At 65.6% G+C, this 16,266-nt stretch carries 15 protein-coding genes; 3 read left to right on the forward strand and 12 right to left on the reverse strand.

Annotation, left to right across the window (positions count from 1 at the left end):
- Window positions 1–90: 90 nt before the first annotated feature.
- On the reverse strand, window positions 91–1,911 hold the full coding sequence (locus D9X30_RS05610; protein ID WP_228771001.1) for a tetratricopeptide repeat protein: 1,821 nt from the start codon (window positions 1,909–1,911) through the stop codon (window positions 91–93).
- Between the two features lie 272 nt (window positions 1,912–2,183).
- Here D9X30_RS05610 and mutM point away from each other — a divergent pair, with 272 nt between their 5' ends.
- The 3 genes from mutM to mutY all read left to right on the forward strand — a co-directional run bounded on the left by mutM (window position 2,184) and on the right by mutY (window position 6,624).
- Complete coding sequence (gene mutM, locus D9X30_RS05615) at window positions 2,184–3,086, forward strand: bifunctional DNA-formamidopyrimidine glycosylase/DNA-(apurinic or apyrimidinic site) lyase (protein WP_153948993.1); 903 nt, start codon at window positions 2,184–2,186, stop codon at window positions 3,084–3,086.
- 360 nt (window positions 3,087–3,446) lie between these two features.
- Complete coding sequence (locus D9X30_RS05620; RefSeq protein WP_153948992.1) at window positions 3,447–5,390, forward strand: dynamin family protein; 1,944 nt, start codon at window positions 3,447–3,449, stop codon at window positions 5,388–5,390.
- Window positions 5,391–5,460: 70 nt separating this feature from the next.
- Complete coding sequence (gene mutY, locus D9X30_RS05625; protein ID WP_153948991.1) at window positions 5,461–6,624, forward strand: A/G-specific adenine glycosylase; 1,164 nt, start codon at window positions 5,461–5,463, stop codon at window positions 6,622–6,624.
- A 44-nt stretch (window positions 6,625–6,668) separates the two neighbouring features.
- On the opposite strand, the gene D9X30_RS05630 is transcribed toward mutY, so the two are convergent.
- The 11 genes from D9X30_RS05630 to D9X30_RS05680 all read right to left on the reverse strand — a co-directional run bounded on the left by D9X30_RS05630 (window position 6,669) and on the right by D9X30_RS05680 (window position 16,215).
- The gene (locus tag D9X30_RS05630) at window positions 6,669–7,322 is read right to left on the reverse strand and encodes an LON peptidase substrate-binding domain-containing protein (RefSeq protein WP_153948990.1); all 654 of its coding nucleotides are present in this window, start codon (window positions 7,320–7,322) and stop codon (window positions 6,669–6,671) included.
- A 57-nt stretch (window positions 7,323–7,379) separates the two neighbouring features.
- Window positions 7,380–8,306 (reverse strand): RNase adapter RapZ, encoded by a 927-nt coding sequence (gene rapZ / locus D9X30_RS05635; RefSeq protein ID WP_153948989.1) that lies wholly within the window; start codon window positions 8,304–8,306, stop codon window positions 7,380–7,382.
- 171 nt (window positions 8,307–8,477) lie between these two features.
- Window positions 8,478–8,816, reverse strand: coding sequence for a PsiF family protein (locus D9X30_RS05640; RefSeq protein ID WP_153948988.1), 339 nt, complete (start codon window positions 8,814–8,816; stop codon window positions 8,478–8,480).
- A gap of 195 nt (window positions 8,817–9,011) precedes the next feature.
- The gene (hprK, locus tag D9X30_RS05645; protein ID WP_092603200.1) at window positions 9,012–9,983 is read right to left on the reverse strand and encodes an HPr(Ser) kinase/phosphatase; all 972 of its coding nucleotides are present in this window, start codon (window positions 9,981–9,983) and stop codon (window positions 9,012–9,014) included.
- Between the two features lie 66 nt (window positions 9,984–10,049).
- Entirely contained in the window at window positions 10,050–10,505 is a 456-nt protein-coding gene (gene ptsN, locus D9X30_RS05650) for a PTS IIA-like nitrogen regulatory protein PtsN (RefSeq protein WP_153948987.1), read from the reverse strand.
- Between the two features lie 499 nt (window positions 10,506–11,004).
- Window positions 11,005–11,358: a ribosome hibernation-promoting factor, HPF/YfiA family gene (gene hpf, locus D9X30_RS05655; protein ID WP_066739680.1), complete on the reverse strand. Its 354-nt coding sequence runs from the start codon at window positions 11,356–11,358 to the stop codon at window positions 11,005–11,007.
- 50 nt (window positions 11,359–11,408) lie between these two features.
- Entirely contained in the window at window positions 11,409–12,890 is a 1,482-nt protein-coding gene (locus tag D9X30_RS05660) for an RNA polymerase factor sigma-54 (protein ID WP_153948986.1), read from the reverse strand.
- A gap of 175 nt (window positions 12,891–13,065) precedes the next feature.
- A complete protein-coding gene (lptB, locus tag D9X30_RS05665; protein ID WP_153948985.1) occupies window positions 13,066–13,866 on the reverse strand; it encodes an LPS export ABC transporter ATP-binding protein in 801 nt (266 codons plus the stop codon).
- 23 nt (window positions 13,867–13,889) lie between these two features.
- Window positions 13,890–14,534: a lipopolysaccharide transport periplasmic protein LptA gene (gene lptA, locus D9X30_RS05670; protein ID WP_153948984.1), complete on the reverse strand. Its 645-nt coding sequence runs from the start codon at window positions 14,532–14,534 to the stop codon at window positions 13,890–13,892.
- Window positions 14,535–14,598: 64 nt separating this feature from the next.
- Window positions 14,599–15,228 carry an LPS export ABC transporter periplasmic protein LptC gene (gene lptC, locus D9X30_RS05675; protein ID WP_153948983.1) on the reverse strand — a complete coding sequence of 210 codons (630 nt, stop codon included), beginning with the start codon at window positions 15,226–15,228 and terminating at the stop codon, window positions 14,599–14,601.
- A 3-nt stretch (window positions 15,229–15,231) separates the two neighbouring features.
- On the reverse strand, window positions 15,232–16,215 hold the full coding sequence (locus D9X30_RS05680; RefSeq protein ID WP_153948982.1) for a KpsF/GutQ family sugar-phosphate isomerase: 984 nt from the start codon (window positions 16,213–16,215) through the stop codon (window positions 15,232–15,234).
- Window positions 16,216–16,266 lie beyond the last annotated feature (51 nt).

A 16,266-nucleotide genomic window follows, 5' to 3' on the forward strand; every position in this document is an offset into this window, starting at 1 on the left:
GCCGGGGCGATGGCCTGGCACCGGATGGATCGCCAGAAAGCAGCGCCCGGGCGCGGGGCCCGGGCAGCCAGACAAGATACCAAATGCGGGCTACTTCGACAGCGATACGCTCTGGTTGTAGCGGCGCAGCGTGTCGACCAGCGTGGGGTTCTCGGGCTCCACCTTGGCCGCCTCGGTCCACGTCTTGCGCGCTTCCTCGTGCTGGCCCAGTTGCCAGAGCACTTCACCCAGGTGCGCGCCGATCTCGGCTTCGGGCGCCTTGCTGTAGGCGGTCTTCAGCAGGTCGGCGGCGGGCTGCAGTTCACCCTGGCGATACTTGACCCACGCCAGGCTGTCCATGATGTACGGATCGTCGGGCCCCAGTTCCGATGCGCGTTCAAGCAGCTTGCGCGCCTCGGGCAGGCGCTCGTTGCGATCGGCCAGCGAATAGCCAAGCGCGTTGTAGCCCTGCTTCTGCTCGGGCTGCAGTGCGATGACCTTGCGCAGGCCCTTTTCCATGCTGTCGTAACGCTTTTCGCGTTCGTCGAGCATGGCCAGCTCATAGAGCCAGTCGGCATTCTCGGGCTCGACCTTCACCCGTTCGTTCAGCACCTTGCGCGCGCGATCGTAGGCCTTGGCTTCGAGCAGTGCGCCCACTTCGGCCTGGCGGATCGCGGTCATGCGCTGGGCGCGCTGCAATGGATCGGAAATATCCTCGGCATCGGCCAGCAGGTCGCCGAACACGGCCTGGGCGTCGTCGAGCTTGCCCATGCGCGCCAGCAGCTGGCCGCGCTTGGCCTGCGCCGCGGTGGCCAGGCGGCCGTCCTCGATCCTGTCGAGCCATCCGATGGCCGCCGGGTAGTCCTTCTTTTCCTCGGCGATCTGGGCCAGGTACTGGTACGCGATGTCGGGGCTGGCAGCCGGCGACTTCTCGGCCATCTGCAGGTATTCCTTCAGATAGCGTTCGGCGTCGTCGTAGTTGCGGGCCTGCAGGCTGGTCAGTCCCAGCGCCAGCGGCACGCGGGGGTCGTTCGGGGCCACCTTGCGCAGCACCTCGAATTCGGCGCGGGCGGCTTCCATGTCGTTCTTCTGCAGATACAGTCGCGCCAGCGTGATGTGACCATTGACCGACGAAGGCGACTTGGCCAGGAACCGCTTGAGCACCTCGATCGACTTGTCGGTGGCCGACTCGGCCTGCAGTTCGGCCGCCATCAGTGCGGCGGGCTCCAGGTCGGGCTTGATGCGCAGCGCCTGGTCCAGTTCGGCCAGCGCGCCGGCATTGTCGCCGGCGGCCTCGCGCGCACGCGCCAGGGCCAGATGCGTTTCGGCCAGCTTCGCGTCGTTGGCCGTGATGCGCTGGAGCACGCCCACTGCGCCAGCCGGATCGCTGGTGCGGGCCATCTGCTGCTGCATCAACAGGATCGCTTCGCCGCGATGGTTGGCCGGGGCGGCTGCCAGTTGCTGCACCAGCAGCGGTTCGGCGTCTTCCCAGCGACCATTGAGCACCAGCAGCGTGGACAGGACCTGTCGCGCCGCGGGCGACTTCGGTGCCAGGTCGGCCCAGAGGCGCGCCCCGTCGAGTGCCTGCTGCGCGACGCGCGCATTGAAGGCGATTTCCGTGGCCCGTTGCGCCAGGCGCGGATCGCGCGTTTCGCGCGCCAGGTCCATGTAGGTGCGGTAGGCCGGTCCCACCAGCCCGCGCTGCATCGAGATTTCGGCAGCCAGCACGCGGTACAGGATGTCCGGGGTCAACGCGACGTTCGGCAGCGGCGTGCGTGGGGCCTTGGCGCCGGTGGACGGCGCAGGCACTTCGATGACTTCGTCATCGTCCTGCGCGACCGTTGCCGGGGCGGCGTGGGCCAGCGATGCAAACGCCAGGCACGCGGCCACGCCCAGGGCGCGCGCATGGCGACGGAAACGGAAAGTGTTCATCTGGATGGGTTCCGGGCGCATGGCTTGAGAGGGCAAGATTTTGTCCGGCATGAAAGCAAAGCTCCGGCGCACGGGGCGTGGGAATGGATGGGGGCATTGTAGCCTGCCGCTACAATGCGCTGCTTGCCCCGCGGGGCGATTACGTATGGGAACCCGCACATGCAGGCCTGGCGGCAGGGAATTCCCTGCGTCATTGGAGCGCAAAAGCCGTCCATAGGTTCTGCGAGGTTGGGAAAGCGGGGCCGGATTCCGGCCGAAAATCACGGGGTGCCATGCCAGAACTACCGGAAGTCGAAGTCACGCGGCGCGGTTTGCTGCCGCACGTGGTGGGGCGCCGCATCGTCCAGGTGACCGTGCGTCATCGCGGACTGCGCTGGCCCGTGGAGCCCGAACTCGAGGCGCGCCTGACCGGCCGCGTGATCGGCCGCATCGAACGGCGGGGCAAATACCTGCTGCTGGAATGCCTGCCGGCGCCTGCTGGCGGGCGAAGCCCGGGGCCCGAAAACGATTCGCCCGGCTGGCTGCTTGTCCACCTGGGCATGACCGGCACGCTGCGTGTGTACCCCGACGCGCCGCCGGCAGGCCCCCACGACCACCTCGACATCGCACTGGCACCGGCCAGCGCCCCGGGTGGCGTGCAAGACGGCTCCCTCATGGTGCTGCGCTTCCGCGACCCGCGCCGCTTCGGCGCGATCATCTGGACCCCGCTGGCCGAAGCGGCGCTGTCCGAACACCCGCTGCTGCGGCGCCTCGGCATCGAGCCCTTCGACCCGCGTTTCGACGGCGGGTGGTTCCACCGGCTCACGCGCGGCCGCTCGGTGGCGATCAAGCAGGCGCTGCTGGCCGGTGAGATCGTCGTCGGCGTGGGCAACATCTACTGCTCGGAAAGCCTGTTCCGCGCGGGTATCCGTCCCACCACGCCGGCGGGCAAGATCAGCCTGGCGCGGTACGACAAGCTGGCCGCCGCCGTGCGGGAAACGCTGACCGAAGCCATTGCGCGGGGCGGCAGCACGCTGCGCGACTTCGTGGGCAGCGACGGCAGCAGCGGTTACTTCCAGCTCGACTGCCTGGTTTATGACCGCGCAGGCGAGCCATGTCGCGTTTGCGGCACACCAATCCGGCAGATCGTCCAGGGCCAGCGTTCCACCTTCTACTGCCCGCATTGCCAGCACTGAAACTGTCCCCCGGAACTGCCGTCCGGCGTTGTTGAGCCGGCAACGGCCGGCGCTGGCTGGCACGGCGCCGACCATGGCAATCCGATGGCGAAACCTTGTCGCAATACATTGCCGATGGGTCGGCGCAACACTCCGTGCACAGAACCGTAACAAGGGACGTGAATTCCACAAAATGTGTCCGGAAACCTGTATCGTGTGCCCAGTCATAAAAAGTTACAAAAACGGCCGGATTCGCCCCCATGACAACGGCGTCCGGCGAAGACGAGTGGCTTCGGGTCCGCGGGTCAACGGACAAGCCCGGTGCCAGTCGTGCAGTACGCGCCCAACACCATAAATCCAAGCCGACACAGCGAATCACTCATGACGAGCCTCGCCCAACAATTCGAACAATATGGCGCCTGGAGAACCGGGGTCCTTCAGTCACTCGCCGAATTCCAGTCCTGGCTGCAACAGTACGACTTGCATGACGCCACCGCGGACGACCGCGCCCAGCGCATCCAGAGCGTGCTCAAGAGCGACCGCCTCAAGGTGGCGTTCATTGCCGAGTTTTCGCGCGGCAAGAGCGAGCTGATCAACGCCATCTTCTTTGCCGACTACGGTCGCCGCATCCTGCCTTCGTCCGCCGGACGGACGACGATGTGCCCGACCGAGCTGCGCTACGACGAGCACGAGCCGCCCTGCATCCGGCTGTTGCCGATCGAAACGCGCCTGCAGGACGCCTCGACGGCCGACTTCATGGAGCCCGGCTCGTCCAATTCGCACTGGACCACGGTGCCGCTGGACCCGTCGTCGCCCGAGGGCATGCTGGCCGCTTTCCAGCACGTGGTGGAAACCACGCGCGTGACGCCGGCCATGGCCGAATCGCTTGGCCTGTACAACGAGAACGACCCCGATGCCGCCTATTCGGTCGATGCCGACGGCATGGTCGAGATCTCGCGCTGGCGCCATGCGGTGATCAACTTCCCGCATCCGCTGCTGCGCCAGGGCCTGGTGATCCTGGACACGCCGGGCCTGAACGCGATCGGTACCGAGCCGGAACTGACGCTGCGGCTGATTCCCGATGCGCACGTGGTGGTGTTCGTGCTGGCCGCCGATGCCGGCGTGACCAAGAGCGACCTTGCGCTGTGGCGCAGCCACGTGGGCGCAGGCCATCGCCGGGGCTGCCTGGCCGTGCTCAACAAGATCGACGGCCTGTGGGACCCGCTGAAGTCGTCGCCCGAGATCGCGGGCGAGATCGCGCGCCAGGTTCGCACCACGGCGCAGACGCTCGGCATCGAGGAGCGCCGCGTGTATCCGGTGTCGGCGCAGAAGGGCCTGGTGGCCAAGGTCACGCACGATCAGCCCATGCTGGTGCGCAGCAACCTGATGCAGTTCGAGAACGTGCTGTCCGACCAGCTGATTCCGCGGCGGCGCGAGATCGTGTCAGACCAGGTGCATCGCCTGGTGCAGGAGATGTCGCGCGGTGCGCAGCAGCTGCTGCAGAGCCGCCGGCGCGATATCGTCGAGCAGCTGTTCGAACTGCGCGGCCTGCGCGGCAAGAACCACGCGATGGTCAAGCACATGCTGATGCGCGTGCAGAGCGAAAAGGAAGAGTTCGAGCAGAGCATCGCCAAATTCCAGGCGCTGCGCCTGGTGTTCGGCCGCCACAGCGCCGACATCATCAAGAGCCTGCAGTTGCGCGACGTGCGCCGCACCATGCGGGACAAGCGCGAGCAGATGAAGGAGCGATTCTTCTCGCGCGGCCTGCGCGAAGACATGGAGGCGCTGTTCGGCCAGCTTGCCGGGCTGATCCAGGACGCCGACCAGAAGATCGCCGGCCTGCACCAGCTGGTGGACAGCATGTATCGCCGCTTCAACGCCGAGCATGGCTTCACGCTGCCGTCGCCGATGCAGTTCGTGACGTCGCGCTACGCGGCCGAACTGCAGGAGACGCTGGCGCTGGTCAACGCGCACTTCGGCACCGTCAACATGCTGACGCGTTCGCGTCCGCAACTGGTCCAGAATGCGTTTGCGACGATGGCCAGCCGCGTGCTGGAAAACTTCCGCGACCTGAACCGCGACATCGAGATCTGGCTCAAGTCGGTGATGACGCCGCTGGAAGCGCAGGTGCGAGAGCACCAGAAGCAGCTGCGCCGCCGCGTGGATTCGATCGAGCGCATCCACGAGGCCACCGACACGCTGGAAAGCCGCATCGCCGAACTGGAGGATGTGCTGAACGGCCTGGACGAGCGCAGCACCCGGATCGAATCCTTCACGCGCAAGCTGGTGGAGGTCCCCGTCCAGGCTGCGGCCCGCGCTGCATAGCCGTTCCGCCATCGTTGGTATCATGTGGCGCCGCCTTCGAGCGGCGCCTTTTCTTTTCCAGACTCCCGCAATGCCCCGCAAGCCTGCTCCCGTGCCCGTGCTCCACGACGAAACCGCCGTACCTGCCGATTTCGGCATGCGTGTGGTCGCATGGCAGCGCCAGCATGGCCGGCATGACCTGCCGTGGCAGAACACGCGCGACCCGTACCGCATCTGGCTCTCGGAGATCATGCTCCAGCAGACCCAGGTGGCGGCCGTGATCGAGTACTTCCGGCGATTCGTGTCGGCGCTGCCCACCGTGGCCGCGCTGGCTGCCGCGCCGGCCGACGAGGTCATGGCGCTGTGGGCCGGCCTGGGCTACTACTCGCGTGCGCGCAACCTGCATCGCTGTGCGAAGGCCGTCATGGAAGACCACGGCGGCGTGTTTCCCACCGATCCGGCCGTGCTCGTCACGCTGCCCGGCATCGGGCGCTCGACGGCGGCGGCCATCGCCGCGTTCAGCGCGGGCGTGCGCTCGCCCATCCTCGACGGCAACGTCAAGCGCGTCTTTGCGCGCGTGTTCGGCATCCACGGCTACCCCGGCGAACGTGCCGTCGAGACGCGCATGTGGGCGCTGGCCGGCCAGGCGTTGCCGCCGGCCGGACCGAACCAGGCCGAAGACATGGTGGCCTATACGCAGGGGCTGATGGATCTGGGTGCGACGATCTGCTCGCGTGGCAAGCCGGCGTGCCTGGGCGATGCGGACAGCTGCCCGCTCGCGGTGGACTGCGTGGCGCGCCGGGACGGCCTGACGGCGCTGCTGCCCACGCCCAGGCCGCGTGCCGCGATTCCCGAGCGCAGCACCGTGATGCTGATCGTGCGCCATGGCCGCGATGTGCTCGTCAACCTGCGGCCCGACAGCGGCATCTGGGGCGGGCTGTGGAGCCTGCCGGAGATCGCCGTGGACAGCCTGCCGTTCGACGCGGAAGCCGCCGAGGATGCCGCGCTGGAGACGGCGCGGCAATTCGGCCAGCCCGTGCGCGCGCATCTGGCTGGCGAACTGACGCACGTTTTCACGCACTTCCGGTTGTTGATCCGTGCGGTCCGCGTGGACCTGGACGCTGCAACGCGGCCCGCCAACGGCGATATGGGCCAGGCGCGGCGCTGGCTGTCGCTGGACGACCTTGACGCGCTGGGCACGCCGGCACCCGTGCGGCGCCTGCTGGAAGACCAGGCGCGCATCGGACTTTTCTGAATTTCTGAATTCCCGAGTTTCCGGCGTTCTGACGATCGGTGCCGTCAGACGATGTGGTGCTGCCGCATGTAGCGGTGGACGATTTCGATGCGCATGCCGGCATCGGGCAGCGCCATCAGCATCTGCTTGGCCTTGAGCGGCACGGGCAGCAGTTCGCATAGCCGGTTGGCCACCCAGGTCGGGTCGTCCCAGAGATAGGGTTCGGCAAACGGCAGCCGGGACTTGTCGGGCTGTTCGCTATGCACCGATGCCACGATGCGGCGCAGCGCCTCCAGGCACTCGCTCAGCAGCTCCAGCTTGCAGTCGATGACATCGTCGGGCAGCACTTCGGCCTGGGCCACCAGCAAGCCGTCGTCGCGCGTGGCATGGGACAGCACGCGGAAGCGCCGCCGTCCGCGGGTCTCGATCAGCAGCACGCCCAGCTGCTCCATGTTGCAGTCGACGATCTGCGCCAGGCAGCCGATTTCCTCGGGCACCGTTTCGTGGCCGGCACGTGCGACTTCCTCGCCGCTGGTGATCAGGCAAACGCCGAACGGCGTGCCATCGCGCATGCAGTTGCGCACCATGTCGACGTAGCGTTTCTCGAACACCCGCAGAGGCAGGCGGCCGTCGGGGAAGAGTACCGTGTTGAGGGGAAACAGTGGCAGCGCCTCGATGATGGCGCCCGGGGATGCGGTGTCTGGGGGGAGTGTCGACATGCGATTGGCCGCTCCAGTGGCGGGACGGCGCCGGGGCCGTTCCCTCAAGCCCGCGTGTCAGCCGGCCGGGGCCAATTCGCGGTGTCTGACCAGCACATTACCATGGGCCCGGAAATAGTTGGCGAGTCGTTCGGCAATGAACACCGACCGATGCTGGCCGCCCGTGCAGCCGATGGCCACGGTCAGGTAGCTGCGGTTGTCCGCAATGAAACTCGGCAGCCACTTCTCGACATAGGCACGAATGTCCTCGGCCATGGCCAGCACCATCGGCTGGCTCTGCAGGAAGTCCGCCACCGGCGCGTCGCGGCCGGTCAGCGGGCGCAGGGCCAGATCGTAATAGGGGTTTGGCAGCGAGCGCACATCGAACACCATGTCCGCGTCGCTCGGCACGCCGTGCTTGAAGCCGAACGATTCGAACAGCAGCGTGAGCGACTGGCCGCTGGCGCTGTCGTTGCGAATCAGTTCCTTGACCCAGCTGCGCAGCGTGTTGGTGCGCACATTGCTGGTATCGATGCGATGGGCGGACTCGGACAACGGGCTGAGCAGCCCGCGTTCCATTTCGATGGCTTCGATCAGCGATGTACTGACCGTTGCGCCCGGTCCGCCCGGCCCGGCACCTTCCGGGACGCCCAGCGGCGCACCGTCCGGGCCTACGCCGACGCGGGTCGACAGCGGGTGGCGGCGGCGCGTCTCCGAATACCGCTGCACCAGCGCATCGGTATTGGCCGTCAGGAACAGCACCTGCACCTGATGATGGGCGGAAAGCTCGCGGACGGTGTCCGGCAGCCGCGCCAGCGACTCGCGGCTGCGAATGTCCGTGGCCACGCCAAGATGGGTATAGCCCTGGTCGGCCAGATAGGCCGTGAGTTCGGGGATGAACTGGGCCGGCAGGTTGTCGACGCAGTAGTAGCCTGCATCTTCCAGGACGTTCAGGGCGACCGACTTGCCGGAGCCGGAAATTCCGGTGATGAGAATGATCCGCATAGCGACGCAAGGATAGCACCGCAAGGTAACCGCGTCATGACAGCTTGTCCCAGACAAAAATGGCGAATCGCAGAGGATTCGCCATTTTCCGAGGGAACATTGCCCGGATCGGGCCGCGTAACGGTTTGTGAACCCCGGAGTGATGAAACCCGGCGTTGCGAACCGCGCCGATCAGGTTGCCGGCTTGGCCGACAGGCACTCGCTCTGTGCCTTCTTGTATTCGTCGCCCTTCTTGCCCTTGTTGGCCTTGGCGCACGCGGCCATCTTTTCCTGCTGGGTCTTCGGCTCGGCGGCGGGGGCGGGGCCGCTGGCCGACAGGCACTCGCTCTGCGCCTTCTTGTATTCGTCGCCCTTCTTGCCCTTGTTGGCCTTGGAGCAGGCCGCCATCTTTTCCTGCTGCGCGGTCTTGCCAGACTTCTCGGCAGCGGCCGGAGCCGAGGCGCCCTGGGCAAACGCGGCCGTGGCGAACAGGGGGGTAACCAGCAAACACATCGCGATCAGCTTTTTCATGCTTCTCTCCTGGCTGTGGAAACACATCGTGGCCGCGCGCCATGCGGGCGTCTGGCGGAACCTGGGCTCGGCGCCCATTACAGCACAAAACGGCGGCCGCCCGCAGTTCGTTGACGAAGGGCGATGCCAGGCTTGTAAGCAAATGAAAAACGCCCGCGAATGAAGCGGGCGTTTGCAGACGGGCGCGGCAGCGGCTCAGAGCAGGCGACCCTGGCCGCGCGATACCACGTCGGCCTGCATGGCCGCGCGCTGGCGGTCCATGAAGTCGCGCAGCGTGTCGATGCCGCGCAGCCGCAGGATCGTGTTGCGCACGGCGGCTTCGACCAGAACGGCCAGGTTGCGGCCGGCCGCCACCTGGATCTTCACCATGTGGATCGGCAGGCCCAGCACGTCGAGGTACTGGGAATCGAGCGGCAGCCGTTCGAATTCGCCATCGTTGCGGCGTACCAGCTGCACCACGAGCTTGAGCTTCATCTTCCGGCGCACCGCCGTTTCGCCAAAGATCGTCTTGATATCGAGCAGGCCCAGGCCGCGCACTTCGAGCAGGTTCTGCAGCAGCGGCGGACAGCGGCCTTCGATGAAGTCGGGGCCCAGCCGGACGAAATCGACGGCATCGTCCGCCACGAGGCCGTGGCCGCGCGAAATCAGTTCCAGGCCCAGCTCGCTCTTGCCCAGGCCCGATTCGCCCATGATCAGCACGCCCATGCCGAGGATGTCCAGAAATACCCCGTGCATCGTCACGCGCGGCGCGGAGATGCGCGACAGGTAGAGGCGCAGGTGATCGATCACGGCCGCCGAGGACACCGGCGTGGTGAACAGCGGGGTCGACGAGCGCGTGCAGCGCAGTTCAAGGTCGGGCGGGGGCTCCATGCCGTCGGCCACCACCAGGAACGGCGGCTCCAGCAGGATCAGTTCACCCATCTGGCGCTTGCGCGGTTCGTCGTCCAGACGTTGGTAATACTGGATTTCTGGCTTGCCGAGCACCTGGATCCGGTTCGGGTGGATCAGGTTCAGGTGGCCCACCAGATCGGCGGCGGAAGTGGCTTCGCGGGCGAATTCGACGTCAAAGGCCCGGTCGGCACCTTCCAGACCGGCGACCCACGACAGTTTGATGTCGGCTGCGTTGTCGTCGAAGATCGACTGCGAGGTGACGCCGGTGAGTTCCATGCGGGATGCTTTCTACGAGGGGGGCGGTATGGCTTCAGGCGGCCAGCCAGGCCGGCCTGTGGATCGTCACGGATGCCATTCGGTCAGCAACTGGTGGACGGCTTCGGGCGAGGGCAGCGTGGCCAGGCCTTCGCGCATCTCGCGGTCCGACAGCAATTGTGCGATTTCCGAGAGAATTTCGAGGTGCTGCTGGGTGGCCTGTTCGGGCACCAGCAGGAAAATCAGCAGAGAGACCGGCTTGCCGTCGGGCGATTCGAACGGAATCGGCTCGGCCAGGCGCATGAAGCCGGCCAGCGGCTGCTTCAGGCCCTTGATACGGCCGTGCGGGATGGCGACGCCGGCACCCAGGCCGGTCGACCCCAGCGATTCGCGGGCGAAAAGGTTGTCCGTGACGGTGGCGCGGGCCACACCATGGTTGTTCTCGAACAGGAGCCCGGCTTGCTCGAAGACCCGCTTCTTGCTGGTGACGGTGACGTCGAGATGGATGTTGCCGGGTGGCAGCAATTTGGCCAAACGATTCATGGGCGATGCACGAGAAGTCAGGTTGGCGATACGGCGCACAAATGCCGTCCCGCCGGATGGGGCAATTCAGGATATCGAGTGCTTGGTGGACGCCCGCATTGGAACGTCCGGCTCATTATAGAGCAGGGCCACAGCGCGCTTGTGCACTGCAGCGCCGGCGCCGCGGGTGGTGCCGCGGATTGGCCGGCCGGATTGCCCACCCGGATATTGCCGCCGGCGCCCGCATGATCTTCCGTCACGCGGCCTGCCGTTCGGATTACCGGGACCGTTCTGCCTGTCGTTCTTGTATGGCGCAGCATACACCGAGCCGCGCAAGATGCGAACACCCCCGGCGAATCAATTGGTTTCGGCCGTGGTGCGAAGGTAACGGAGAATTTCAGCCCCACGCGGGCGCGTGCCCATCAAAAAAGCCGCGCAGATGCGCGGCTTTGCTCTCTTCCTGTCAGTCCTTTCGGGGACGCTGACGTCCGCCTCAAGGGGCAGTTAAGGATTTGCCAGCCTATTGTTGCTGTAGCTGGGCTTCAGCCATCTGGTACTTGACCGCTTCCCGGTCATGACCCTGCACGCGGTCCTTGTAGCGGATCACCTGCCGGTCGAGCTTGTCGACCAGACAGTCGATCGCCGCGTACAGGTCTTCATGGTGCGCTTCGACGAAGATGTCCTTGCCCTTGAGATGCAGATTGATTTCCGCGTACTGACGCTTGTCCTTTTCCTTGTGGTTGTCGACAGATAGCAGCACGCTCACGCCAATGACCTGATCGAAATGCCTGACAATTCGCTCCAGTTTCGTTTCCACATACTCACGCAGCGGCGGCGTGATGTCGAGGTGGTGTCCACTGATCTTGAAGTTCATAGCGCTTCTCCTTCTGAAAGAGCCGCACCAGGCAGGCGGTTGCGGCTCGGCTACAAAGACTTGCGGAGATTGACTGCGGGGATCTTCAGTGCTTCGCGATATTTGGCCACCGTGCGGCGTGCGACCACAAAGCCCTGTTCGCCCAGCAATTCGGCGATGCGGCTGTCGGAAAGAGGATTCCTGGGTTCTTCGGCTCCTATCAGTTGCTTGATCAGCGCGCGGATCGCCGTGGAAGAGGCCGCGCCGCCCGTCTCCGTGGAGACGTGGCTACCAAAGAAGTACTTCAACTCGAAAGTACCCATTGGCGTGGCCATGTATTTGTTCGTGGTCACCCGGGAAATGGTCGACTCGTGTAAACCGAGTGTATCGGCAATTTCCCGCAAAACCAAGGGCCGCATCGCTATTTCGCCGTGCGAAAAAAAGTTCTTCTGACGCTCCACAATTGCCTGCGCCACACGCAGGATCGTGTCGAATCTTTGCTGGATGTTCTTGATAAGCCACCGCGCTTCCTGCAGCTTTTGCTGCAGTCCCGCAGCCCCCGCTTCGCCTTTTGCACCGCGCAAGATCTGCGCATACATGTCGTTGATGCGCAGGCGCGGCATCACATCCGGATTCAGCTGGGCAATCCAGCCGCTGCCGCTCTTGCGCACGAACACGTCCGGCACCACGAAATCGGCCTCGGGGCGGCTGTACGCATGCCCTGGGTACGGCGCCAGCGAGCGGATCAGGTCATGCGCCGCCTTTAGTGCAATTTCGTCCACCTGCAGCGCTTTCTTGAGGCGCGTGTAATCCCTGACCGCCAGCAGTTCAAGATGATGATTGACGATGGACAGCGCCAGTTCGCGCTGCGGATGCTGCAACCGTTTCAATTGCAGGCTCAGGCATTCGGCGGCATTGCGGGCGCCAACGCCCGGCGGATCGAAGCTCTGCAGCAGCGTCAGCATCGCCTGCACTTCTTCCACCTCGAATTCGAGTTCTTCGGGCAGTTCGGTGCAGATTTCCTCGAGTGACGCACTCAGGTATCCGTCGTCGTCGAGCGATTCGATCAGGAAGATGGCCAGGCCCTTGTCGCGCGCCGAAATCTTGAGCGGCGTCAGCTGTTCCATCAGGTATTCGCGCAGCGTAGGGTCCGCATCGCGCAACTGCATCGGCGTCTTTTCGTCTTCGTCGTTCTGCGGACGGCGCGCGAAGTCGTCGAGGCTCCAGTCGTTGCCATAGTCCTCGCCACCGGAATCGCTGAAGCCTTCTTCCTCGCCGCCGGACGCATGTTCGCTGCGGTCGTCGCCGTTGGTCTGCGGTTCGGACGGTGCCGGCGCCGGGGCGCTTTGCAGGTTGACGGAGCCGTCGGCCGCCACGCGCAGCGGGCTTTCGATCCAGTCGTTCTCGCGTTCCAGCAGCGGGTTTTCCGTCAGCGCCTGTTCCACCTCCTGTTGCAGTTCGAGCGTGGAAAGCTGAAGCAGCCGGATGGACTGCTGCAGTTGCGGCGTCAGGGCCAGATGTTGGGAGAGGCGTAGCTGAAGCGAAGGTTTCATGCGACCTATTCTATGCGCATCTTTCCGTTGTTGGAACGGAATTTGCTACAACCTATCGCTTCGGCTTCGTGATCGGCAACGGCTTTGAAATAGCCGTAGGCAAGTGCGGTAAAAATGACCTGCCGATGACCTGCCGAAAACCTGTCGGCAGTGTGGCCGCGGAGGCGGCCGGGCCTTACATGCGGAAGTTTTCGCCCAGGTAGACGCGGCGTACCGACTCGTTGGCGATGATTTCCTCGGGCTGGCCGGCGGCCAGCACGGTGCCTTCGCTGATGATGTACGCGTGGTCGCAGATCCCCAGCGTTTCGCGCACGTTATGGTCGGTGATCAGCACGCCGATATTGCGCGCCTTCAGGAAGCTCACGATGCGCTGGATTTCGCCCACGGCGATCGGGTCCACGCCGGCGAACGGTTCGTCGAGCAGGATGAAGCGCGGCGACGACGCCAGCGCGCGCGCGATTTCCACGCGGCGCCGCTCGCCGCCCGACAGCGACAGTGCCGGGTTGTTGCGCAGATGCGCGATCTGCAGGTCGTCGAGCAGCGAATCCAGGCGGCGTTCGATCTCGGCCTTGGGCAGTGGCTTGCCGTTTTCCACCTGCAGTTCCAGCACCGCGCGGATGTTCTCTTCCACGTTGAGCTTGCGGAATACCGACGCTTCCTGCGGCAGGTACGAAAGGCCCATGCGGGCGCGTTCGTGAATGGCCAGTCCGCTGATGTGCTCGTCGTCGAGCACGATGTCGCCTTCGTCCAGCGCCACCAGCCCCACGATCATGTAGAACGACGTGGTCTTGCCGGCGCCGTTGGGGCCCAGCAGCCCCACCACCTCGCCGCTTTTCACATCGAGCGATACGTCCTTGACCACCGTGCGCGTGCCGTAGCGTTTCTTCAGGTGACGCACGACCAGCGTGCTGCTGTCGGTGCGGACGGCGGATGCGGAGGACGTGGCAGAGGCGGTGAGCGTGGCGGAATCGTTCATCAGGACTGGCTGGAGGTAAGGCGTTAAGGCTTGGGCGCGGTGGACGGCTTCAGATCCAGCGGTGCGCCCGCAGCGGCGGGGGCGCTGGCGTCCGAGCGCGGCGACAGCACCGCGCGCACGCGGCCCGACGTATTGCCGGCCGTGGTGTTGTTGTCGCCGCCGGTGGCGGTGTAGTACTCGTTGCGGCTGTCGTAGGTGATCACGGCGCCGCGGATCTCGTCGATGATCTTCGCGCCCACGCCCGACACGCGCGCCGCGCGGGCATGCCCGATCAGCTTGTTGATCTCGGACTTGCCGTCGTATTCGATGCGGTCGCCCCAGCCGTCGATGTACTCGTCCACGCCGTCGCGCTTCTGGCGGATATACGCCTGACGGCCGGGCTTGGACGTGGCGATGGCGTACTGGTAACCCTCGGGGTCGGTGCGCAGCTCGGCCGCGTCGGACTTCAGCACCATGGTGCCCTTGGTCAGCACCACGTTGCCGGTGAGGGTGTAGATCTGCTTGACGTCATCGTAGCTGGCGTTGTCGGCCTCCAGCACCAGCGGCTTGCCCTGGTCGGCGCGCTCGGCAAAGGCCGGCGCGGCCAGCGTCAGGCCGAGGGCGGCGATGGACGCCAGCAGGGCGGGCGCGAGGCGGCGACAGGGCGATGTCGTCAGGGATGCAGTCATGTTTGGCGAATGGTGAGATAAAGACGGCGGCCAGGATGCGCCGGAGCGTTTGCGTCCCCCGGGGTCACTGGGTCCTGGCCTGCCCCTGCGGCGGGTTCATGATGATGGTGCCGCGTACGTTGCCCAGCAATTGTACTTCGCGGGTGACGTTGTTGAAGATCATGCCGTTGGCCGTCATGACCGACGGGCCGCGCGTCAGCTCCACCGCCTTGTCGGTCTTGACGATGTCGTCATTGACCAGCAACTGGAAGTACTGCGATGCCGCGGTCATGCGCGGGTCCTTGGACGGGTCGACGCCAGCCTGGCGGACCACGAACGCATTGCCGTAGAGATCGATGATCGAGCCCTCGGCGTTCATGGTGCCGCGCTGGGAATTGGCGGTGACCGGCGGGCGGTCCGGCTCGTACGAACGCATGGCCGGGGTGGTTACCTCGTAGGTCTGGTCGTCCTCGAAGTGCACCATCTTCACGCCCGTGAAGCGCAGCTTGGTGGTGCCGTCCTCGGCCAGTTCTGTGGCCGAGAAACGGTCCATCCAGTAATCGGGCTCATGGCGCTTGACGCGCGACTGCTCGCTGGCCTCGCGCGGCGAGTTCAGCTGCACCAGCCAGAACGTGCTGCCGGCGACGATGGCCATCAGCAGCAGCGGCAGCAGCCGCATGATCATGCCGATGAGTCTGGACAGGAAGTCCGGCATCGTTCAGATGACCTTGGCGCGCGTCAGGTCATGGATATGGAGCGCGCCCACCAGGCGGCCGTCGCCATCGACGACGAGCAACTGGTTGATGCGGTTCGTTTCCATGATCTGCACGGCTTCCACGGCGAGCTGGTCCAGATGGACCGTACGCGGGTTGTGGTGCATGACCTCGCCAATCGGCACGGTCTTCCAGTCGCGCGGGGTTTCCAGCAGGCGGCGCAGGTCGCCGTCGGTGAAGACGCCCACGGCCCGGCCGTCGGGGTCCACCACGGCGGTCATGGCCATGCCCTTGCGCGTGATTTCCATCAGCGCCTGGGCCAGCGGCGTGCTTTCGCGCACCTCCGGCACGGCGTTGCCGGTGCGCATGACATCGCGCACGTGGGTCAGCAGCTTGCGGCCCAGCGCACCGCCCGGGTGCGACCGGGCAAAGTCTTCCTCGCCGAAGCCGCGGGCGTCGAGCACGGCCACCGCCAGGGCGTCGCCCAGGGCCAGCGCGGCCGTGGTGCTGGCCGTGGGGGCCAGGTTCAGCGGGCAGGCTTCCTGCGCCACGGCGCCGTCCAGGTGGGCGTCGGACAGCTTGGCCAGGTTCGATTCGGCGTTGCCCGTGATCGAGATCAGGCCGGCGCCAATGCGCTTGACGATCGGGACGATCGACAGCAGTTCGGCCGTTTCACCGGAATTGGAGAAGGCGATCAGCACGTCGTCGCGCGTGATCATGCCGAGGTCGCCATGGCTGGCCTCGGCCGGATGGACGAAAAACGACGGCGTGCCCGTGGACGCCAGCGTGGCGGCCACCTTGCGGCCGATATGGCCGGACTTGCCGATGCCCGAGACCACCACGCGGCCCGTGCAGCCGAGAATCATCTCGACGGCCCGGGTAAAGGCGGGGGTCAGGCGGCCGGCCAGCGCCGAAACGGCGTCGGCCTCGATCTGGAGGGTGTGGCGAGCGAGCGCGAGTGCTCGATTCGCATCGAAATTGGCTATCATGGCGCTGGAGTATACCAACGAATGCGATGGCGTCTGGCCCGGCAACCCGCC

Origin of the sequence: Cupriavidus sp. U2 (assembly GCF_009663685.2) — a bacterium.
GTDB lineage: Bacteria > Pseudomonadota > Gammaproteobacteria > Burkholderiales > Burkholderiaceae > Cupriavidus > Cupriavidus necator_C.